Annotated in this window: 21 protein-coding genes and 1 pseudogene; 11 read left to right on the forward strand and 11 right to left on the reverse strand. The window is 43.0% G+C overall.

The features are described from left to right. Positions 1 to 262: 262 nt before the first annotated feature. Positions 263 to 1,192, forward strand: a pseudogene (locus SNR28_RS01940) (CHASE3 domain-containing protein); the annotation flags it as partial. Next, positions 1,187 to 2,341 (forward strand): methyl-accepting chemotaxis protein, encoded by a 1,155-nt coding sequence (locus SNR28_RS01945; protein WP_375749939.1) that lies wholly within the window; start codon positions 1,187 to 1,189, stop codon positions 2,339 to 2,341. The pseudogene SNR28_RS01940 and the gene SNR28_RS01945, both read left to right, overlap by 6 nt. A 104-nt stretch (positions 2,342 to 2,445) precedes the next feature. Here SNR28_RS01945 and SNR28_RS01950 read toward each other — a convergent pair whose 3' ends face one another. The 4 genes from SNR28_RS01950 to SNR28_RS01965 form a co-directional block, all read right to left on the reverse strand. Next, positions 2,446 to 3,576: an ABC transporter ATP-binding protein gene (locus tag SNR28_RS01950; protein WP_375749340.1), complete on the reverse strand. Its 1,131-nt coding sequence runs from the start codon at positions 3,574 to 3,576 to the stop codon at positions 2,446 to 2,448. 71 nt (positions 3,577 to 3,647) lie between these two features. After that, positions 3,648 to 4,130: a glycosidase gene (locus SNR28_RS01955; protein ID WP_375749341.1), complete on the reverse strand. Its 483-nt coding sequence runs from the start codon at positions 4,128 to 4,130 to the stop codon at positions 3,648 to 3,650. Between the two features lie 67 nt (positions 4,131 to 4,197). Continuing rightward, entirely contained in the window at positions 4,198 to 5,190 is a 993-nt protein-coding gene (gene lpxD / locus SNR28_RS01960) for a UDP-3-O-(3-hydroxymyristoyl)glucosamine N-acyltransferase (protein ID WP_375749342.1), read from the reverse strand. Between the two features lie 20 nt (positions 5,191 to 5,210). Then, positions 5,211 to 6,257, reverse strand: coding sequence for a porin (locus SNR28_RS01965; RefSeq protein WP_375749343.1), 1,047 nt, complete (start codon positions 6,255 to 6,257; stop codon positions 5,211 to 5,213). A gap of 441 nt (positions 6,258 to 6,698) precedes the next feature. On the opposite strand from SNR28_RS01965, the gene SNR28_RS01970 reads away from it, so the two are divergent. The 6 genes from SNR28_RS01970 to SNR28_RS01995 all read left to right on the forward strand — a co-directional run bounded on the left by SNR28_RS01970 (position 6,699) and on the right by SNR28_RS01995 (position 13,308). Next, positions 6,699 to 7,889, forward strand: a complete 1,191-nt coding sequence (locus SNR28_RS01970) for a maltose ABC transporter substrate-binding protein (RefSeq protein ID WP_375749940.1) — start codon at positions 6,699 to 6,701, stop codon at positions 7,887 to 7,889. A 3-nt stretch (positions 7,890 to 7,892) separates the two neighbouring features. Continuing rightward, a complete protein-coding gene (locus SNR28_RS01975) occupies positions 7,893 to 9,179 on the forward strand; it encodes a carbohydrate ABC transporter permease (RefSeq protein ID WP_375749344.1) in 1,287 nt (428 codons plus the stop codon). Positions 9,180 to 9,181: 2 nt separating this feature from the next. Further along, positions 9,182 to 10,015 (forward strand): sugar ABC transporter permease, encoded by an 834-nt coding sequence (locus SNR28_RS01980; RefSeq protein WP_375749941.1) that lies wholly within the window; start codon positions 9,182 to 9,184, stop codon positions 10,013 to 10,015. Between the two features lie 16 nt (positions 10,016 to 10,031). After that, entirely contained in the window at positions 10,032 to 11,816 is a 1,785-nt protein-coding gene (locus tag SNR28_RS01985) for a glycoside hydrolase family 13 protein (RefSeq protein ID WP_375749345.1), read from the forward strand. 56 nt (positions 11,817 to 11,872) lie between these two features. Next, a complete protein-coding gene (locus tag SNR28_RS01990; protein WP_375749346.1) occupies positions 11,873 to 12,664 on the forward strand; it encodes a TrmB family transcriptional regulator in 792 nt (263 codons plus the stop codon). Between the two features lie 122 nt (positions 12,665 to 12,786). After that, positions 12,787 to 13,308, forward strand: a complete 522-nt coding sequence (locus SNR28_RS01995; protein WP_375749347.1) for a DUF2058 domain-containing protein — start codon at positions 12,787 to 12,789, stop codon at positions 13,306 to 13,308. 105 nt (positions 13,309 to 13,413) lie between these two features. Here SNR28_RS01995 and SNR28_RS02000 read toward each other — a convergent pair whose 3' ends face one another. The 7 genes from SNR28_RS02000 to SNR28_RS02030 all read right to left on the reverse strand — a co-directional run bounded on the left by SNR28_RS02000 (position 13,414) and on the right by SNR28_RS02030 (position 19,456). Further along, positions 13,414 to 13,803, reverse strand: coding sequence for a VOC family protein (locus tag SNR28_RS02000; protein ID WP_375749348.1), 390 nt, complete (start codon positions 13,801 to 13,803; stop codon positions 13,414 to 13,416). A 60-nt stretch (positions 13,804 to 13,863) separates the two neighbouring features. Then, complete coding sequence (locus tag SNR28_RS02005; RefSeq protein WP_375749349.1) at positions 13,864 to 14,268, reverse strand: helix-turn-helix transcriptional regulator; 405 nt, start codon at positions 14,266 to 14,268, stop codon at positions 13,864 to 13,866. 167 nt (positions 14,269 to 14,435) lie between these two features. Next, positions 14,436 to 15,758: a flavodoxin domain-containing protein gene (locus SNR28_RS02010; protein ID WP_375749350.1), complete on the reverse strand. Its 1,323-nt coding sequence runs from the start codon at positions 15,756 to 15,758 to the stop codon at positions 14,436 to 14,438. 15 nt (positions 15,759 to 15,773) lie between these two features. Next, positions 15,774 to 15,950 carry a hypothetical protein gene (locus SNR28_RS02015; RefSeq protein WP_375749351.1) on the reverse strand — a complete coding sequence of 59 codons (177 nt, stop codon included), beginning with the start codon at positions 15,948 to 15,950 and terminating at the stop codon, positions 15,774 to 15,776. After that, positions 15,947 to 17,176: an FMN-binding protein gene (locus tag SNR28_RS02020; protein WP_375749352.1), complete on the reverse strand. Its 1,230-nt coding sequence runs from the start codon at positions 17,174 to 17,176 to the stop codon at positions 15,947 to 15,949. The genes SNR28_RS02015 and SNR28_RS02020 overlap by 4 nt, the downstream gene beginning before the upstream one ends. A gap of 168 nt (positions 17,177 to 17,344) precedes the next feature. Next, positions 17,345 to 18,232: an AraC family transcriptional regulator gene (locus SNR28_RS02025; RefSeq protein WP_375749353.1), complete on the reverse strand. Its 888-nt coding sequence runs from the start codon at positions 18,230 to 18,232 to the stop codon at positions 17,345 to 17,347. Positions 18,233 to 18,796: 564 nt separating this feature from the next. Then, on the reverse strand, positions 18,797 to 19,456 hold the full coding sequence (locus SNR28_RS02030; RefSeq protein WP_375749354.1) for a GntR family transcriptional regulator: 660 nt from the start codon (positions 19,454 to 19,456) through the stop codon (positions 18,797 to 18,799). A 251-nt stretch (positions 19,457 to 19,707) separates the two neighbouring features. Here SNR28_RS02030 and SNR28_RS02035 point away from each other — a divergent pair, with 251 nt between their 5' ends. From SNR28_RS02035 to SNR28_RS02045, 3 genes are read left to right on the forward strand one after another with little or no spacing between them, the layout of a single operon-like run. After that, positions 19,708 to 20,040 (forward strand): UxaA family hydrolase, encoded by a 333-nt coding sequence (locus SNR28_RS02035; protein ID WP_375749355.1) that lies wholly within the window; start codon positions 19,708 to 19,710, stop codon positions 20,038 to 20,040. A gap of 2 nt (positions 20,041 to 20,042) precedes the next feature. Then, complete coding sequence (locus tag SNR28_RS02040; protein ID WP_375749356.1) at positions 20,043 to 21,218, forward strand: UxaA family hydrolase; 1,176 nt, start codon at positions 20,043 to 20,045, stop codon at positions 21,216 to 21,218. Positions 21,219 to 21,266: 48 nt separating this feature from the next. After that, positions 21,267 to 22,388, forward strand: coding sequence for a mandelate racemase/muconate lactonizing enzyme family protein (locus SNR28_RS02045; protein ID WP_375749357.1), 1,122 nt, complete (start codon positions 21,267 to 21,269; stop codon positions 22,386 to 22,388). The last annotated feature ends 8 nt before the right edge of the window (positions 22,389 to 22,396 follow it).

Raw genomic sequence — 22,396 nt, forward strand, 5'->3', positions numbered from 1 at the left:
CTTTTCTTACCCTTATTTGTATCATGGTTATCATTGAGAAATGTGACCTAGAACAGACCCTGATTGCATATTGCTGACCATAATTACTGATAGTTTAAATAATAAAAACTAATCATGTCTACGGTTATGTCGTACCAGATATTGTTGTGCTAGGAATGAAATTCTGACCTGTAAAATCGGACACGAATAGGTGGCTCACATGTTATCTGGAATTGGTTTTAGAGTTAAGTTGCTGGCAAGTTATGCGGTTATTCTTGTTTTAATGCTTCTGGTTACCACAACAGTCTTCTTTGGAGTAAGGTCCCTTAGCGACAACTTTCGCTGGGTTGATCATACCCACAATGTCATTGAAACAGCGGCCGAAATAGAAGCCTCAGCAGTAGATATGGAAACCGGCATGCGAGGGTATCTTCTTGCTGGAAAAGAGGAGTTTCTTGCTCCCTACAAGAGTGGGAAAGACACGTTTGACCGCCTTGTTTCTGAGCTAAGTCAAACCGTCTCAGATAATCCGGCTCAAGTTCAGTTGTTGCGAGAGCTAGCGGACACAATAGGACAATGACGATCTGATGTAACTGAACCCGCGATATCGCTACGTAGGGAAATTGGTGATGCCCAGACCATGAATGATATGGCGGCTGTGATTCAACAAGCCAAAGGCAAAGCGTTCTTTGATAAGTTCCGCAGTCAGATGAACACTTTCATAGAAAGGGAACAGGTATTGCTTGAGCAGCGTCAGCACGACGTTCGAAATAGCCTTGATTTGGTTGAAGTTCGATTGCTGAATGAGTGGGTAGAACACACTTATAAGGTGATAGCGACCGGGCGTTCACTAGTACTTGCTGCTGTTAACATGGAAACAGGTATGAGAGGGTTCCTGCTGGCAGGTAAAGAAGAGTTCTTAGAACCGTATAATCAGGGTAAGTCTGACTTTTTCCGCATTATCGACGAACTTTCCTCTACGGTTTCAGATAACCCTCAGCAAGTCACTTTACTTGAAGAGAGTAGAGAAACCATCAGTAATTGGATTACACAGGTGGTGGAATCTCAGATTTCCATGCGTCGTGAAATAGGTGATGCCAAAACCATGGATGATATGGCAGATCTGATTGCTCAGGCTCGAGGCAAGGTGTATTTCGATAAGTTCAGGGAACAAATTCAGCTGTTCAAAGAGCGTGAAGTGAAGCTAATGGATATTAGAAAAGCATCGCTGGAGAGCACTGAGTCTACCGTGATTTCGATTTCCATTGTCGGTACTCTGGTCGCTGTCATTGCAGGGATAGCAATCGCTATCACACTGACTAAGTACGTAATGAACGTACTCGGTGGGGAACCTGCGTATATAGCCCGTATAGTAAAATCTGTGGCTAAAGGCCGGCTGGATGTTGATAAACGATCAGGTGCTGGGGCTAAGGGTATTTTTGCTGAGATGCTCAATATGGTCGACTCCCTTGATGACAAGGCACATCTGGCACAAAAAATATCCTCAGGTGAACTGAATCATCACGTTAAGCTTGCTTCTGGCGACGATTTGTTAGGTATATCGTTACGTGACATGAATGAAAACTTAAATGAAGTATTATCGGAAACACAACATGTCAGCAGCGAGATATCTCAAGGAAGTGGCAGTGTTTCAGAAACTAGTCACAATTTATCGCAAGGTGCTTCACAGCAGGCCCAAAGTTTGGAAAACATCTCCGCTTCGCTAAATCAGTTAGTCACACAGATCAACAGCAACGCAGGTAATGCGGAACAGGCTCAGAACCTGACATTTAACGCTCGTGGAGCCGTAGATACAGGTAAGACACAGATGTCTGAGATGGTTTCTGCTATGGAAGAGATATCTGAAGCAAGCAAGAGCATTTCAGACTTTATCAGTACGATTGACGAAATTGCAGAGCAAACCAACTTGTTGGCGTTGAATGCCGCCATCGAAGCGGCCCGAGCTGGTGAACAGGGACGAGGATTTGCCGTTGTTGCTGATGAGGTAAGAAGCCTGGCTGCACGCAGTAGTGAAGCAGCAGAACAGACGTCTAAACTCATCGCCAACTCTGTTGAGAAAACGGGGCACGGTAGTAAGATTGCCAATGAAACCGCACAAAGCCTTGAGCAGATTTTCGAGAGCATCAATCAAACAACAGAACTCGTTTCTGAAATCGCAAGTGCCTGTCGGGAACAAGCCATCGGTGCTGAGGAGATTAATAAGGGTATTGCAGATATTGATTCTATCACTCAACAAAACAGCGATATCGCCCATGAGAGCGCAGCCGCGGCTGAGCAATTGGCAGCGCAAGCGAAGGCATTAGAGCAAATCTTGATGCGTTTTACGTTGAGAAATGCGTAGAAATACTCAACGATAATAAAACAAAAAAAAGGAGGCTTATATTAAGCCTCCGAAAGTGTCCCTGGGCCCCTTATACCCTGAACAGGACGGTGGGGTGCTATACCCTACATCAAATTGCTAGTTAAGTTCTCTTCCGTATCAAAATCAAATACATGGCAAAAAGCAGTGTTGAGGTTTATGCGTAACTTTTTGCCAATATCAGCTGTGGTGATTGTCTGATCGGCAACTCTTGCAATGATTTCTTTGCCATCAACATTGAAGTAAAGATACTTTTCGTTCCCCATGTTTTCGACCACAGTTAACTCGCCTTCGAAAGTATTCAATTCTTCGTTGGCGGACGCTAAAGAGACATGCTCCGGGCGAATACCCAGTACAACAGGCTTATCGATATGACCTTTTAGCGCTTCTTGTTTTGCTTCAGGAATGAGCATTCGTGCGCTATGAGTGATATCAACAAAAAGTTGTCCGTCATCTTCTCTCACTACCGTATCTATCAGGTTCATCGCAGGTGAACCGATAAAGCTGGCAACAAACTTGTTTGCAGGAAAGTTGTATAGGTTAGCCGGAGTGTCGACTTGCATTATATTTCCCTGGTTCAAGACACAGATACGATCACCGAGTGTCAGTGCTTCCGTTTGATCATGAGTAACATAAATCATAGTTGCGGGGTTGCCTTCTTCTTTCAGAGCCTGATGAAGCTGAGCAATTTTTACGCGCATAGAGACTCGGAGTTTAGCGTCGAGATTGGAAAGCGGTTCATCAAATAAAAACACATCTGGCTTACGAACAATGGCACGTCCGACAGCGACACGTTGCCGCTGTCCCCCCGACATTTCTTTGGGTTTTCGGTAGAGCAAATCTGTGATTTCCAGTTTTTCAGCTGCTTCTTCAACCCTTTGCTTAATTTCCTCTTTAGGACGCTTTTGCATTTTCAGACCAAAAGCCATGTTGTCAAAAACCGTCTTGTGAGGGTATAGCGCGTAATTCTGGAAAACCATCGCTATCCCTCTTTCTTTGGGCGGGAGGTTGTTTACTACGTTATGGCCAATCCGGACTTCTCCACCAGATATATCTTCTAATCCTGCAATCATTCTGAGAGTCGTGGATTTTGCACAACCGGAAGGGCCAACAAAGACCATGAACTCACCATCCTGAATATCCAGGTCGATACCGTGCACAGCCTTAAAACCATTCTCATACTCTTTTTCTACTTTTCTAAGACTAACGCCTGCCATTTTTCTCTCCTGCCAACTTCAACTTATGGCTAACTAATTAACGACTTACTCAAGTTTCAACAAATGAACATCTACTTACATTTACTTACCATCGCGACGACAGGTTTTTTCTCTTCGGTTAGCTTGATACTCCATAGGTACTTACCGTCTTCAGGAAGTGCAACAACAGTATCTTTAGCAAACCCACCACGTTTTAATTCTTTTACCTGACCAACAACCAATTGTTTTCCAGCTGCTGTGTATTGTGGCGTCCAACTCATCGTTGCAAACTGCAGGCTTACGTTCCCGGCTTTTTCATCACTTACTACCTGATACAAGCCCTCGCCTTTATGACCCATTTGGCGAGCAGGCATGTGAATCCACTGTCCATCAGGGAAAGTACCCACAACAAACAGAGATGGACGAACAGGGCCTCTGTCTTCTACTGTCGCAAGGGTGCAATCTGTCATTCGTGGGTCTAGATTTTCAGTAGTTGCTACAGTTTGCTCAGTAGTACTGGCGCAACCCGTAATGAATGAAGTTAATAAAGCAGATAATAGTAGTGTACGTTTCATAGCGTATTCTCAGTTAAGTTGTTAGGTTCGGATTCACTTCCAGATGAATAGAAAAGGTTAAAAACGTTTAACGGCTAAACAAATTAAATAGTGATCGTTTACCGTTCTTCTTCATGCGTTCGTATTCTTTGGTTAGCTTGTTCAACATCGCCAAATTTTTGTAGTACTCTCGCGAGTCTTTGGCCGGATAGCCAAACAGGTCACTTCCTTCAGGGCAGGAGTGGCTAACACCTGACTTTGCTTTAATGACAGAGTTTTTTCCTATAGTAATGTGCCCGGAGGTGCCCGCCTGCCCGTGTACGATTACGTTATCCTCTAGGATGGTATGTCCTGCGAAACCAGTTTGTGAAACCAGTAAACAGCTTTTTCCGACATAACAGTCGTGACCAATTTGAACAAGATTGTCTATTTTTGTACCTTGCCCTATAACTGTGTCACCCATCGTGCCCCGATCGATAGTATTGTTGCAGCCAATTTCGACATCATCTTCGATGATTACTCGGCCAACACTCTCAACGCGCTCATATCGGCTTGTTTTTCCAGCCATATATTCAAAACTGAAGTTACCAATAGAGTTGTTTGAGTCGATGGTGACATTGTTACCTATCACCGTGCCTTCCTTGATAACCGTATTGGCGTGAATGGCCACGTTGTCACCGATGGTTACGCCGTTCATAATCTTCACTCCAGGCATAAAATGGCAGTTTTTTCCGATGGAGCAGTGTTTACCAATGTAGACATCAGAAATATCACTGGTATTTCCTTGATCAAATAGCTGATATTTTTTGACTTTGTAGTATCGAAGCAATTGGTTCAGCTTATCGACATCTAAGGTTTCGACGATGATTTTTGATCTAGCGTTACATTGCAGGATCTCTTTAGGACCCAAGACAATATCCGCTAAAGTTTCAGAGATGGCTTTTATATCTTTATTCGAAAATACAATAGCGAGTCCCCCAGTTTCGGAACCCTGTATTGGACGGATGCGTGAGAACTCTAGCGAGTCATCCCCTTCAACTCTGCCGCCAAAGATTTTGGCTACCTCTGAAACTTTGATCATAGTGTTAACCTCGGAAGAAATTAGAAGCGGTATAGTGCTTGTACGAAGAATGTATCTTGTTCAATAGTCTTTTTATCACCAGCAAGATCCGCGAAGTTAGATACAGTTTCATCTTCTTCTGCTCGTTCGTATTCCGCTTTTAGCAACCAGTTGTCACCGACTGCCTGCTCGTAGCCAATAGTGGCTTTACGGATGTCTTTCAGGTAGGTCGCCCCTTCGCCATACCCGAACTTATCTTTAGTTTCGTTCTCACCAATTCGGATTCGAGTGTAAATTGTGCCGGCATCTTCAAAGCTGTATTGAACGATGGGTTCAAAATACATTTCTGTAAAGTCAGTCTTGTTATCTAAAGAACCGTTTGAAGCGAAGCCTTTGGTGTCTTTAATCTGATAGAAAAACTCAACTCCAAGTTCCCAGTTTCCGAAGCGCTTGTAAGGTTTGAACAGCAGGCTGTATCCCTTTTCTTCCGTTTTATACCCATTTTTAGTTTCATCGCTAAACAGATACTCAAGGTTGGAGTAGAAACCCGCACCATACTCGTTATTCCAGTATGTTAGGTAAGGTCTTACGCTGTGCTCCGCCATTCTCTGAGACAAACCTTTGTCACCACTTAGGGTGTCGTAATCCCCGTCTGTATACTCAAGGTCATAGATCAAACCACTGTCCCAGCCGTTTGATAGTTTGAATCCTTTGTCTAAAGAGAGCAGGTGCTTATACCCTTCTTCTTCCTCTTTCCAGGTCACCTTGCCAGTAGTTGCCACATCTGTTTTCGTGCGTTCATGTAACTTGAGACCATAATATGCGGCAAAGTCCCATACAGGGTTGCTGTAGTAGAGGCTTAGTACTTCAAAGTTTTTTGTCTTCTCAGTTATTTTTGCTCCACCGTACTTCTTAAAGTTCTTTGTTACTTTGTCTTCGTACTCGTAGGACATACCAACATGCCCACCAAATTGCATTGACTCATTAAAAAAGCTATCAGAATGATCAATGCCGGTATCAGCGGCGAAAGATTGTGGAGAAACGGTGAGTGCCACAGCTACGGATACAGAGAGTATTGTTCTTTTCACACTTAATTCCTTATCAACCCGGATTGGGTAGTCGTAGTTCAATTGTGTTTTTGTAGTAGTTCATCGTGAACGCCTAAATATCATTAAGTAAAAAAAAATATATTTCTCCTGCGCTGAACTCTAATTGAGAGCTTGGTCACCTTTCATACGTAATTATGGTGATTTGTGTCACACTTGTGTGTCTGTTGTCACTAGTGAGAGAGAAGGTTTTCGTGTGGGTTTATTACAATAGTTGAGATCCTGGCTCCAGGAATATCTGTATTTTTCGGGCTTAGGTGCGTTGATGGTAAAGGTTTTGGTGACTGGTGTCACAATTAATAGGCGTTTAACGGGTATTTGGTTGATTTAAAAATGTGCATAACTATATTGGTAGTATATTGTGTACTACTACGAGATGATTAAATGAAAACTCAATGGATGAAAACAGCCGCAATAACTGCAATGGTTGCAGCAAGTGTTCAGGCTAATGAACTTGATATTGCTCCGGAAAACGGTGCAGATCTTCTCGTCTGGACTGACAACAGTACGCTGGAATATATGAAGGCAGCTGCGAAAAGTTTTAACGAAGATTTTGGGTATGACGTGGCGTTTACGTTTCGCGGTCTTGCTCCTATAGATTCTGCATCACGAATGATTCAGGATGGTGGTGCGACACGTGTTGCTGATGTGGCTGAAATCGAACATGACCTGCTAGGTCGTCTGGTTGTTGCTGGGGGGGCAATGGAAAACCTGGTATCTGCTGGACATGTTGACACTCACTTTATGCCAAATGCTGTCACTGCATCTAAGTATCAGGGAGTGAGTTACGGGTTTCCTGTTAGTTACGCGACAATGGCGCTCTTCTATAACCGTGACCTACTCTCTAAAGCACCGGAAACGTTCGAAGAGCTGAATGCTTTTGCAGAAACTTTCAATAACAAGAAAGAAAACAAATACACGCTTCTTTGGGACGTTCAGAACTATTATGAGTCGCGCATGTTTGTGACGTTGCACGGTGGATATGAGTTTGGCAATAACGGTACCGATGCAAAAGATTTAGGCATCAATTCCCAGGCAGCACAAAAAGGTATGGCTGCGATGAAAACATTAAAGCTAGCCAACAACTCAAACCCTATTGACATGCGCAACCCACAGGTTCGCCGCGGCCTGTTTAGTGAAGGCAAGGTCGCAGCCATTTTAGATGGCCCCTGGGCGATTGAAGGATACGAAAAGAGTGGGGTGAATTTTGGGGTGACACCGATACCAACTCTGGAAGGCGTGCGACCAAGAACGTTTTCAACAGTTCGTTTAGCCGTAGTTTCCTCTTATAGCGAGTATCCGAAAGCAGCTCAGCTTTTTGCTAAATACATATCTTCAGACAAAATGCTCAAGCTTCGTTATGAAATGGCAAAGTCCACTCCACCAGTAGAATCGATCATGGAAGAGATTATCGTTGGGGCGGACGAGGCCACGATTGCACTGGTTGCGCAGGGTTTCCATTCTGACGCCATGCCATCTATTCCTGAAATGGGCTATTTATGGTCACCGATGGCCAGTGCAATAACTGCAATGTGGGTGAATGATCAGGAACCGAAACAGGTGCTTGATCAGGCAAAAGCGATCATCGAAGAGCAGATTGCATTTCAGGAGTAAACTATGTTGTTATCGTCAGAATCAAAACCTGCTATCAACATCCCCATCTCTTTATTAGTGATGGGAGGAACCCAGTTCAAGAAAGGTCACCTGATTAAAGGAGGGATATTTTTCCTTCTTCAGATTCTATTTCTTGCGTATCTGCCTGAGATGATAGGAGCATTGAAAGGCTTAGTGTCTCTGGGGGATGTCGCTCAGGTTCGCAAGGGATTTAAAGTTATCCCTGGTGATAACTCTATCTTCATGCTAGTGGAGGGAGTGATAGCCGTTATTCTGCTTTTCTGCTTCGTGTGCACTTACCTGATTAACATTAAAGACGCGCGAGTTTGCAAAGCGTGCTCTTTGAATGCGATTGAGCAGCTGAAAACGGTTTACAACGAAAGATTCGCACTGATAGTTCTCTCACCTGCATTGTTAGCGAGTATCGCTTTTATCATAATGCCGATCGTTATTACTGTTTTGGTGTCATTTACTAACTACTCGGCACCACACCATATCCCACCTCGGAATCTAGTTGATTGGGTAGGTTTTAAAAACTTCCTGACACTCTTTGAGTTGAGAATCTGGTCAAGCACCTTTTTCGGTGTGGCTACATGGACAGTGTTGTGGGCTTTGTTTGCAACTGTTTGTACTTGTGGGTTTGGTTTTGTATTGGCGTTAGCGTTGAGCAACAAAAACATCAGGTTCAAAAAGGCGTGGAGACTCATTTTCATTCTGCCATATGCTATTCCGGCTTTCGTTACCTTGTTGATGTTTCGTCTCCTGCTTAATGGCATTGGACCTGTAAATGCAGTACTCAACTCGTGGGGATTTGATTCTGTTGCGTTCCTATCTGATCCGTTTCTGGCAAAAGTCACGGTAATCTTAGTTAGCGTCTGGGTAGGGGCTCCTTACTTCATGCTGTTAATTTCAGGTGCTCTCACTAATATTCCTCAAGATTTGTATGAGGCGAGTGAAGTTGATGGTGCGAATAAGCTGCAACAGTTCCGGGAAATCACCTTTCCTATGGTGATGCACCAGGTTGCTCCGTCATTAGTCATGACCTTTGCTCACAACTTTAACAACTTTGGTGCGGTATACCTGCTCACTGAGGGTGGGCCGATTAATCCGGAATACCGCTTTGCCGGGCATACCGATATTCTGATTACCTGGATTTACAAGCTGACGCTGGACTTCCAGCAATATCAGATTGCATCGGTCATTTCGATCATAATCTTCCTGTTCTTGTCAGTCATAGCAATTTGGCAGTTCAGAAGAATGAAATCCTTTAAAGATGATGTAGGAATGTAATGATGAATAGATTAATCGGAAAACTGGGTACAGCCATTGTTTATCTGTTCCTGTTACTTAACGCATTGCTTGTTCTCGCTCCCGTTATATGGACGGTGCTGGCTTCCTTTAAACCTGGCAATAACTTATTCACTTCGTCATTTACTGATATTGCGTTTACGTTGGACCACTACAAGGCGTTGTTTACAGATACGCCTTATCTGGATTGGTATTGGAACACTTTTGTTCTAGCCACAGCCAACATGCTTATTTCACTGGTTATCGTAACCATGACGGCTTTTGTGTTTTCACGTTACCGCTTTAAAGGTAAACGAAATGTCATGATGAGCATTTTGGTATTGCAGATGTTTCCGGCGTTTCTCTCAATGACAGCGATTTACATCTTGCTGACCAAGCTTGGTTTGATTGACACATACGCTGGTCTACTGTTCGTGTATGTCACTGGCTCATTACCTTTTATGACCTGGCTGGTGAAAGGATATTTCGACGCGATACCAACATCTTTGGATGAAGCTGCAAAAATAGACGGGGCAGGTCATATGACTATCTTTGTTGAGATTATCCTGCCTCTGGCAAAACCTATTCTTGTGTTCGTATCTCTGGTGTCGTTTACCGCACCATGGATGGATTTCATATTGCCGACGCTCATCCTTCGCAGCGAAGAAAAAATGACATTGGCGATTGGCATTTTTAGCTGGATATCTTCTAACTCTGCGGAAAACTTTACACTGTTTGCCGCTGGCGCATTGTTAGTTGCTGTTCCCATTACCTTGCTATTTGTTGCAACTCAAAAACACATCACGACCGGGCTTGTCAGTGGTGCAGTAAAAGAATAAACGTCAGGAATAAAAAATGATAACAATAAGTTCACTTACACACTCGGCAAAGAGTGCGGATAGTTACGCTTACGACAATACAACATTACACATTCGCTTTCGCAGTGCAAAAGGAGAAGTAGACAGAGTTGCATTGTGGATTGGAGACCCTTACCACTGGGCTGAAGGAGGCTTGGATGGTGGCAACCTTGGTGGCAGTGATGCACATGGCTGGGTTGGCGGCAATGAAGTTGAAATGAAATTAGAAGGCTCAACAGAGCATCATGACCATTGGTTCGCGGAGTTCAAACCACCAAAACTTCGTAGTCGATATGGCTTCATTTTATATGGAAAAGAAGGTGAAAAACTGCTGTTTGGCGAAAAGCGATGTGTTGATATTTCCACTGATGAAAGCGCTGAAATAGAACTGAGTAACCTAAGTAATTTTTACTGTTTCCCGTATATCAATCCTCGCGATGTTCTGAAGACACCTAAGTGGGTTCAGGAAACCGTGTGGTACCAGATTTTTCCAGAACGCTTTTTCAATGGTAAACCTGAGATATCCCCACAGAATGTTCAGCCTTGGGGAACCACACCAACAGAAACCAACTTTATGGGTGGAGACCTTTGGGGAGTAATAGAGAAACTCGATTACCTTCAGGAGTTAGGTGTTAACGGACTCTACTTCTGTCCGGTATTTACCGCCAATGCTAACCATAAGTACGATACAGTCGACTATTTTGGTGTTGATCCTCATTTTGGCGGTAATGAAGCCTTTAAAGCTCTGGTTGATGAAGCTCATAACCGTGGTATGAAGGTCATGTTAGATGCTGTGTTTAACCATATTGGTGACCAACATCCGATATGGTTAGATGTGGTTGAAAACGGTAAGGAATCGAGATTCGCAGACTGGTTTTGGATTAAAGAGTTTCCAGTATATCCGGATGTTCCCAAAGAGGAGATCGATCTATGGAACTTGAACTATGAGACATTCGGCAATGTTGCTGAAATGCCGAAGCTAAACACAGAGAATGAAGAGTGTCGCCAATACCTGTTAGATGTGGCGGAGTATTGGGTAAAAGAGTTCGATATTGACGGTTGGCGGCTTGATGTCGCAAATGAAGTCGACCAGGAGTTTTGGCGTGACTTTAGACGCGTCGTTAAAGGCATCAATCCAGAGTGTTATATTTTGGGTGAGATATGGCATGAAGGTATGCCGTGGCTGCGTGGTGAACAGTATGATTCACTAATGAACTACCCTCTGACACAAGCAATGACAGATTACTTTGCGCTGGGTACTTATGACAAAGAGACCTTTATGAATGCTGTTACAAGTTCTTATCTCTCTTATCCCAAAAATGTCAACGAGGCCATGTTTAACTTGCTTGAGAGCCATGACACTACAAGGCTAATCAGCTTATGTAATGGAGATAAAAGGAAAGCGAAGTTAGCTTATTTGTTTATGTTTACTCAGGTTGGCGCACCATGTATTTACTACGGTGGTGAAGTGGGTATGCATGGTCGTCGTGGCTGGGGTAAAGAAGACAACAGAAAGTGCATGATATGGGATGAATCTGAACAAGATCTGGATTTCAAATCGTTTATCCAGTCTCTAATACAGCTACGGCATGAGCATCCCGAATTTAATTTACCGGAAATGGCTTGGCTTGAAATCCAGCATGAAAGTGTTGTCGCCTATCGTAAAGGGAGCATCATTTTTGTGCTCAACAATAGCGAATCTCTCGTCGAAATGGAGTATGAAGGTGAGAAGCTTACGCTTTCCCCTTATGGGTTTTCCGTTATCGGTTCTCAATTCTCTTAGTATCGGTATAATCAAACACAGGGTTGCAGTAAGTGAATAGTTTTAGAGGAAATCTCGTGTCAGAGTTGGTTACGAAATTGATGGATTTTGGTTTTACGAAGACGGATGCCTTAGTCTATATCAACCTTTTAAAAAACGGTCGCGCCAGTGGATACAAAATTGCTAAGGATATTTCGTTGTCGCGTTCGTCGGTGTACTCCTCTATCGACAACTTATATAAAAGTGGCTACATCTTTATGTCAGATGGTGACACAAAAGAGTATGAGGCGAAATCTCCGGAACTGATTTTTAACCAGATTGAGCAAAAGACGGTTGAGAATATTCAGGTTCTTAAAAAAGAACTTTCTAAAATGATGTTACCGGAAGAAAAGGAGTTTATTTATAACGTTCCTGGGCATAGTAATTTATTCCAGAAAGTAAAAGAGATGATAAGTCAGGCTCAGGTAGAAATTTACTTAAATACGGATTTCGATCTTAAACTTCTGGAAAAAGAACTTGTAGAAGCGGTAGAAAGGGGAGTCAGGATCATTGCTTTCTCGTTCAATAGAATAGCCGTTCCTCACCCTAAGATTGAAATATACTCACGTTGGGAAAAAGAAGAGACGGATTATCCTTCACGCCGTTTTATGATGGTAAAGGATATGAAAACGGCCATCGTGTTTGATCACCGTGATGAGAGCGTTGGCTTGTACTCGAACAACCGTTTATTGGTGAAGATGGTTGCTGAGCACATCCATAGTGATATTTATCTGACGGAGTATGAAAAGCTTGAAGCATCACATCATTGTCGAATTGGTACGATGCATGAGTTGAACAACGATATGGCAAAAGTCGCTCAGGAATCGTAGTTTAGTTCTGAACACAAACACCTAAATCGTCCAATTAAGCCTGCACATTCTTGCAGGCTTTCTTTATTTACCCTTCTCATAAAGCTAAAATAGGCCGCTGAAATTTATAGTTGGAATTGAAGATGGCAAAACTATCCCTACAAGAACAGATGCTGAAAGCTGGTCTGGTTAACGAGAAAAAACTAAAGAAGGCGAAAAAAGGCTCTAAGAAGTCACGTGTTCAGGCTCGTGAAGTAAAAGCGGCAGTACAGGCAAATAAAGATGCTCAGTTAGAACGTGATCAAGAGTTGAATCAACAGAACAAAGAGCAGCAGCTTTCTAAAGAGATTAAAGCTCAGGTTAAGCAGTTAATTGAACTGAACAAGCTTGATCTAAAAGAAGGGGATATTAAGTACAACTTTACCGATGGCACTTTCGTCAAATCTCTCTATGTGGAATCTTTAATTCGCGATCAGCTTGCTAGCGGTGTACTTGCTATTGCTCGCTACGATGAAACTTACGTGGTTATCCCTGGTTCTGTCGCGAAAAAGATTGCGATGCGTGATGAAGAAACGATTATCGAAATTCAAAAAGCGGAAGAAGAAATTCCAGCGGAAGACGACCCATACGCAGATTTTGTCGTGCCTGATGACCTGATGTGGTAAAGGATTCGCGTTCAATCATAAATTCAGTTATCCCTGCGGCAGCAGGGATCTGACTTGGTAAATTGAGGCTTTCTATTATCAACAATTGATAATCCTACCGAAGCCTTATAACTCCTGCATCAACTGAATATAGTTCCCGCATGTGTCGTCAAGTACTGCGATCATGACTGGGCCTGCTTCTCTTGGTGTAATTGAAAACTGAACACCTAGTTCCGACAGCCTTTCAAATTCTTTATTGAGATCGTCGACAGCGAACGATGTCCATGGAATCCCCGCTTCCTTCAACGAGCTTTGGTATAGCCTGGCAGGTTCAAAAGCCATAGGTTCAAGTAACAATTCAACTCCAGATTGCTCTTGAGGAGACACGACAGTTAACCACTTATGCTCTCCCAGTGGAACTTCGGTTTTTTTGATAAAACCCAAAATATTTGTATAGAAATCCAATGCCTTGTCCTGATCGTCAACAGGAACACTTGTTACGCAGATCTTGATCACTTGTATAACCCCTTGCTGTTATGGAATAAGTAAAAGATAGCGAAAGCATCGGCCGAAAACTTATTCTAGATTGCTTTTATTGAGTTTCTGAAACTCTTTTGGAGAGTATCCAGTGCCTTTTTTAAAAACCGCTGAGAACGTCGTTAAGCTTTCGTAACCCACGTCATAGCAAGTATGAGTTATGGAATAGCCTTCTTTAAGAAGCGCTTTGGCTTTTGAAATACGCATATCCTTAAGATAGTTTCTGGGTGTCACTCCGTACATCTGTTTGAATGTTCGTACATAGTGAAAACGAGACATAAACGCAGCTTTCGCTAGATCATTTAACTCAATGCGTTCGGAGTGATACTTTTCCATAAACGCCTTTGACTGTCTTATCAGGAGATATTGTTTCGGGCGCAAAGGTATCTCACTGTATAAGCGATCTATCTCTTTTTCATAATATGTTTTCGGAGCAGACGACATCGAGCCTCAATAGCTAAGTAGAGCACACTATTTATTTTAACACGGTTATTGACCAGTGTGCTTTGGCCTTTCTTCCACCTTGTTAGTGACTCGGGCAAGGTTTGAGTATTAAAGAGACAGCTATGCTTGGAATAATCCCAATCCACATAATCCCAATCCACATAATCCTAAAACAGCTCAAACGTGATCTGTTTGCTATTAATCATGTTAGTGAGTACGTTCTTTGCCTCTATTTTCTCCGAGAATCTTGGCTCAAGAGCTTCTGAAACAACAGACAGTATTTCGTCTTTGAGTTCTGGGCGACCACAGACATAAAGCTGAGCATTTTTATTTAACAGCCATTCAGCGAGTCGCTCTTTATTTTGAGCAAACTTGTTCTGGACGTACATTTTGCGCTCATCATCCCTTGAAAACGTGGTTTCTAGGTGAGTTAAAAAGTTGCTGTTCTCATACTCTTCTAACTCCTGTTGGTAGTAATAATCGTGTTCAGAATATCGATTACCAAAGATAAACCAGTTTTCACCGGTATGGTGCTGTTGCTCTCTTTCTTTCAGCACACTCATCATAGGAGCAATACCGGCACCCGTTGAGATCAGTATGGTTGGAATATCTGAATCTGGCAGAGCCATACCATTACCCGTTTTAACTGATACATCAAACTCTGTGCCGATCTCCAGTTGGTTAATCAGATAATCAGAACAGGCACCATTTTTTAGCTCTCCGTCCAGCATAAACTGATGCTTCGCAACACATAGCGAAATCTGGCTTGGATTTTCTGTTGGTGAGGATGCAATAGAGTACAATCTCTCTTTCTCGCTACCCTCAGGGATAATGGCCATGAGATCGTTGACTTTGTATGCTTCTTTCATCTCACTGAGTATGTCAAAAGTAAGTTGATAGGCCTGGTTTGAGTTTGTGGGAGCCTCGTTACCTATGGAATGCAGTGGTGTTCTAGATGCAAGAGAGAGTTTTACAGGTGTGGAGAGTGCCGTTCCTTGTGAGTTATCGATTTCCTGATCAAGTTGTTCTGATAACCATCTACGCCAGATATCCATTGGATTGCCGCTAACCGTTACAGGAACTTCTTCTCGTACAGCCCCCATCCTTTGAAGCTCTTCGTGCATTAGTTTGCCAGCTAGACAGAAATGCTCATAGCTTTGGTCTCCTAAGGCCAGGATGCTGACAGGTACGCTTAGGCTCGGGTATTGTTTCAGTAGTTCATAAAACTGTTTACCATCGTCTGGTATTTCTCCGTCACCACAGGTACTCACAATCATTAGTACTTGCTTGTAAGTATCAAAATCTGATGGTTTTAGTGATGAAAGCGAAGATATGTTTGCGCTTCTACCGGATTGCCTAATGATATCCCCTGATTGATTAGCGAGATTTGCCGCGGTGCCTGTTTGGCTTGCGTAGCAAACAAGTACGTCCTGATCTGCATAAACCGGAGTAAATAGAATACTCATAAGTGCGTGGGCGAATTTATTCATAACTACGAGGGCCTGCTAAAAATTTCTGGAGAATGAGTCGAAAAGAAACGCGATGATAATGGCGCTCGCTACGATAAATATCGCTAGTGAGAACCACTGAGACTTTCTCACTTTCATGGTTTTTTTCTCCGGTACCGGTGCTTTCTCTTTTTGGGGTTCAGAACGTGTTTCAACTTGTGTATTAGCACTCATAGCTCAGCTCCTTTGTCTCTCTTAAGAAACAGCTTGAGTTGATAAGCTACGTTGTTTCTTAAGTTTGTTATTGTGGTGAGCATTTCACCGACAGGACAAAAAAATCGACAGAACATGTCTGGAATAAAAAAGGCGCCTATCAAAATTGAAGGGAGTATGAACCATTGAATCCCTTCTCCTTGCAGAGAAAAAATCATTGAGAAGGGCTCATAAGAGCCTGCGCTTGGGTTGGTAGTAAGAAAGCCAATCATTAGTGCTGCCCACAAACCTACTTTGGGAATATAGCGGCCATATTTCAGAATCAACGGATGCATCGGAAGGTTGATAGAACTCAACTTATGCAGAACATATTGGACGCCGTGGAATGGGCAGATATTGCCACAGTAGATGTTTCTTCCAAGCACGCCAATAGCGATAAACACGCTCCCTAGTAAAATCCAAAATTCCAGGTTTTCAGACAGGGTAGGAGTAAAGCCCATCAATAAACCCGAGAAGTTACCAACACTGATTAATTGGTTTGCCATAAAACCTATTATCACCGTGCTACCGATGACGTACGCAAGCTTCAGCTTTTTGTTGCCTAACCAGATGTTAATGAAAGAAAGCAATATAAGCATCGCGAGAAGGGCATGGTTAACCGTGTAGGTTATCTCTTTGTCTTTCAGTTGCGGTGTCAGGCCGAATTGACTCGTAGCAACTTGATAAGATGCCTGAGTATTTGCGCGCATGATGGCATTTGAGCTTAAAGTTGCTCCACTCACCGCATCCCACTGTTTATCCCAGTTTTGTAGCGAATCTAACTGCTTGTTTTGTAATCGACGAAAGTAACCTGCATTTCTAAGTTTCTGGATATATGCTGGTGTGTCATTGTGATCCAGAATATCGACAGACTTAACTACGCCTTTCTCTGAAATAGTTGTAGCGGTTGTGATGGGGCCGCCATAGCTGTTGTCAGTGGCGACAGATACAAAGTAACGGTTGCCCTTGTTGAACATCGTAAACAGAGATGTGCTTTGGTCTATCGATTTGAGCTCAGCTTGTGGGTGCAGCTTTAATATTTCTTGTTCCCAATTAGGAATATGCGCCTGTTGACCCCAATACCAGGCAAATCCCAATGAAACCAGTGCGAGTAAGCGAAATACTTTTCGTATATCAAGACGCCATTTTATGGGGCTGGTGGAAGTTCTTGATTGGCAAGATTGTGAAGAACAGGTGTTGCAGCTCACAATAAATACCTCTATGTGAAAGTGGAAAATATCTACCATTACTATCCGCTCAACGCTCGAAAGTGTCACTGGGAAAAATCCCAGTAACACAGTAGAAGTAAATGAGATTAAAACGGAGCTCGCATTTTTTCGCTGCTAAATATAGGAGGTTTAAGCAGGAAAGTTGAGTCAGGCGACTTTACGGTTTTCTGAGTTGCTTAACCGAGTGAAGTTCTTAGACAAATTTCGGTACTCACTAGGTGTAATATTTGTCGCGCGCTTAAAGAACTTAGCTAAATTGGTTGATTCGCTATAACCGAGCTCCTCGGAAATATCGGTGATAGGTTTAGAGGTATGTGCCAGCATATGTTTTATTTCGACAATGATGCGGTCATCGAGAATCTTCTTAGCAGACTTCCCTTTTATTTTTTGGCAGGCAAGGTTCAGTTTTTTTAAGGAGGTATCTAAGAGAGTACTGTAGTCTTTAATATTGTGATGAGTTTTGTAGTGCTCTTCGACCGCTTCCCTAAACTCTTTGTATGTCTGCAGTGTCTTTCTTTCGATTCTGGGAATATAGGTAGTTGCGAGCCTTATCAAAGCTCTATACATAATAACCCTTAGCAAACTGCTCTTTATAATTGGCGAGACCATATCTTCGTTTTGATTGCATTCATCATAGAGGTTATACACTTCAGAAATGATGCTGCCAGGAATGTTCTCAACGATGTTGATATTGTTGATTGCATGGCAAACGTCGAAATCGCAATCGAGATGATCTTTCTTAAACAACTCTGTTTCGTCAAACGAGATGACAAAACCCTCCAGTTGGTGAGAAGAGTCGAGATGATGCAGTTGGAAGCTGCTGATAACGAGTAGGGTTCCTGGGTTCAATCGGTATGTTATTCCATCAATCTTATATATTCCGCAACCACTGGTTATTAATATCAGTAGGTTATCCTCAGCAGAAAAACAATGGCTAAAGTTGGAGCCATTTGGATTGGCAATGATGTGCTCAATTTTATATGAGGTTATGGCATCCAAAGAGTGGATAGGAGAGCGAGAGTTACTTTTGTTCATACTAATCGGTGTCTTTATCAGCGGTTGAGAATAGAGTTCAAGATTCACCGTATTAATGATGCCGAGATGAAGGGTTAAGATCACTGGTAAAAATATCAGTGTTTCAGATATTTCTATCAGTACGCTGGATAAGTATTATTCGGATGTTCGAGAAATAGTGTGATGGCAGGGCAGATAAAAAAAGAGCCAACCGCAATATAGCAGTTGGCTTATAGATATTGTGAACAATTAGTATTCACTAACAACGTCAGTTGGCTAGGTGACCCTCGGCTTTAAGAAGGGTCGATGAATATAATGCACTATGTGTGCCAACTTTTTTATAGATTTAAGCAAACGATTGCCTGAGTGAATGATATAAGAATGAGCCAAGTTGGAAATACATATTTGCAAATTGCAATCGCAAAATGCGAAAAATATCGAAATAAGATGTTGAGCGAGTTATTAATAGATATGAATGATTTTAGGCTTAGGTATTTATAGCTAGTAGATATAAGAAAAGATGGGGTTTGGACATGAGTCAGAGAACGAGATGCTCTCTGACTATTCTTGTATGGAGCTAAAAGATTATCGATCTTGCTCTTTCAGCTTGTCACTGACGTCTTTAAACGTCGAAATATGTTCTTCGGCATGAAGTGCGGCTGATTGAGGATCGTTATTGCAAATAGCATCTACGAGTGGTCGGTGTGCCTTAACAATAACAATAGGATCATAAGTCTCCAGGTCGATGTTAAAGAAAAGAAGCATCTGATTCGTTACTTTGCGGTAGATGCTTGCCAGGCGACCATTGCCACTCAAGTTTACGATTAATGAGTGAAGATCGAGTTCAAACTCACTTTTTCGTTGAGTCGATACAAAGCCACCTTCCGCTTCGTCTACAAAATCGTCCATCAACTTATTGAGCTTTTCTTTGCCTTCGTCATTCGCATTTGTTGCTGCCAACCATGCAGCTCTACTCTCAATAGCCACCCGCATATGGTAGATTTCCCATAGGTCGTGCTGATCAATTTCTATAACCTGCCAACCTGCATACGGCTTCTGAACTACCAAACCTTCATGTGAAAGGGTATTAAGTGCCATGCGAATTGTGCTTCTTGATAGCTCAAGATCTTTAGCGAGGCTGCTTTCGATGATTTTTTCACCCATCTTAAGCTCACCTGTCAAAATTAATTTTCGCAGATATTCTGCTGCCTGTTCCTCAAGACTAACTTTATTAAATTTGGCCATCTCTGGTACTACCGCCTGATAACTATTCGTAACCAACTGTTTTTTATACTGCCTTATCCATATTGCCGGTGTGAACTACGAAATTTCCCTACCGGAACATATCGTGACGATTGTCTAACAATTTGACAAAAATTACCAGAGTTCTGCTAATCATGATCTATTTCTCATTTTAAAAACGATCTTTTCGTATAATTGCCATCAAGTCGATTGTCCGACAATCCACAATTGGTCAATTATTAGGAAAGAGTAAAGTGAAAAAAGCTATTCGTCTTGCGTCCAGAGACAACGTGGCAACCTTGTTATCCGATGCGGAAAAAAATGACTGGGTTGAAGTGATAGATGAGAACCGAATTGCAATCGGTAAGTTTATGGCGCTTCAGCCTATTCCTTCGGGGAACAAAATTGCGCTGAGCAATATTGGAGAGCAGAAGGAAATTTATAAGGCAGGGTATCCGGTTGGTCACAGTATCAAGCTCATTGAAGCGGGCGATCTGGTTCATGTACAGAACGTCCGTAGCTCAAGGGTTGATATTCCAGAACCAATTATCAACCAGATTATTCAGCAAATGCAGATCGAGTGTTAACTATGCAATATTTCCAAGGTTATAGAAGAGCAAATGGTCAGGTAGGCATCCGCAATCACATTCTTATCATTGCGATCGATGAGTGTGCGGAAGGGATTGCTCAGGCCATTAAGCAAAAAGTTCCTGAGTGCGTCATCGTCACCAACCACTACACCTGTATGTATGGTGGCAATGAGGAAATGGTCAACACCATGATTCAGTCTGCACTCAACCCCAATGTTGCGGGAGCGCTGGTGCTGAATATGGGGTGTGGAAGTATCGACCCTGATCTGGTGACTGATCCGATTAAAAATGAAGGCAAACAGGTATTCGGCCTTTCGATCATCAAATCTAAAGGTACTCGAAAAACAATTAAAGAAGGGGTAGCACTTGCTCGTGAACTTGTTCGATTAGCAGAAGAGGTTACTCCTGAACCAACACCTATTTCAGAACTGGTTGTCGGCATTAAGTGTGGTGGTTCTGATACCAGCTCGGGAATCGCATCTAATCCTTCTGTAGGGATGGCAGCCGACATGCTGGTGGACTTGGGCGCAACTTGTATTGCTGGTGAACTTATCGAGCTTATTACTTGCGAAGATATTTTACGCCAGCGAGCAGTGAGCAACGAAGTTGCCGACAAAATTGAGCGCCTGATCAAAGAGGAAGAACATCGCTGGCACATTGAAGGCACTGATGTCGAAACGATGAGCATCGGAAATAGTGTTGGTGGCTTGACGACACTAGAAGAAAAAGCGCTTGGCGCCCTGCATAAAACAGGTAGTCGTCCTATCCAAGATGTCCTTGAAATTAACCACAAAAGAATCCGTAAGCCGGAAAAACCGGGATTTTACCTGTCAGAAGCAACCCATCTTTGTGGTGGCTCGGGTATGCATTTCGCGGCTTTAGGTGCTCAGGTCATTCTTTGGACGACTGGTGGTGCTGGTTTTAACAACCCGATTGTTCCTGTTGTTCGTGTAAGTGGAAACGCCTCGCAGATAACCGACGACATAGACGTCGATGTGAGTGGAATTATGTCTGCTGATTTAAGTGTTACCGAAGGTGGAGACGCCGTGCTGGAACGCCTCTTTGAAGTGGTTAAGGGAGAGCAAACGGCAATTGAAGAGATCGGTTTTGCTTTCTGCTCCTTGTATCAGAAAGACCAGCGTCTGGAAAAACTTATCTGTATCGAAGCTTTATAAATTTAATCATTAAGGAGTACCCATGCATAGTACATGGGTAACACAATTATGCGCATTACCAATATTGAAGTGATATGTCTGAGAGTACCGACCGTAGATGGCATCTGCGAGTGGGGTGAAGACGCAGTTATCGTCAAAGTCCATACCGATCAAGGCATTACAGGTATCGGGGAAGCTGACAGCTCTCCTGAAGTTGTAAGAGCTTGTATCGAGACTAAGAACTCAAACCTCTACTGCTACGGCCTTAAAGAGTTACTGATCGGGGAAAACCCGCTAGAGATAGAACGACTGTGGAACAAGATGTACTGGGCATCCAACTACTTTGGACGTCGTGGTGCCGGAATCCACGCTATCAGCGCGATTGATATTGCACTTTGGGATATTGCCGGACAGTTCTATGGTGTTCCGCTCCATACGTTGCTTGGTGGTAAAAACCGCGATCAAATTCGTGCTTATGGCACTTTTATTCCAGCGGACAAGCCTGAAGACAACCGGGAAATCGCTAAGCGACTGGTCGATCAGGGCTTCACCAGTATTAAGTTTGGTGGCGGTGTATTTGGTGATGATCCTGAAACGGACTACCAAATCGTCAAGCATGTTCGTGAAGCGGTGGGCGATGATATTGAGGTTCAGATTGATTTGGCCTCCAAATGGCGTACATCTGGTCATTCTGCTTACATGTGTGGCCGTCTTGCCGAGTTTAATCTTAACTGGGTTGAAGAGCCTGTACTCGCTGATGATCTTAAAGGATATGCGAAGTTATCTAACCGCATTGATGCCAAGCTGGCTGGTGGTGAGTCCCTGACGACACGCTATGAGTTTCAGGCATTTTTAGAACAATCCAATGTCGACATTGTTCAACCTGATATCACTCGCTGTGGTGGTATTACCGAAATGAAGAAAATCTACGATTTGGCGCAGCTCCACGGTGTCCAGCTCGTACCTCACGGATTTAGCACAGGTATTTTGCTTGCTGCATCCGTTCACTTTCTGGCGTCTTGCGAGCATGGAACTCTGATGGAGTACTCGCAAAGCCAGAGCCCCCTGTTTACCGACCTTGTTACAAACCGACTGCCGTTTGACAACGGTTTTGTTCCTGTACCTGACGAACCTGGCCTTGGAATCAAACTGAGTGATGAAATCATCAATCAGTTCCGGGTCGATAAGTAGTAATAAGT

This window comes from Vibrio iocasae (assembly GCF_042245395.1).
Classification (GTDB): Bacteria; Pseudomonadota; Gammaproteobacteria; order Enterobacterales; family Vibrionaceae; genus Vibrio; species Vibrio iocasae.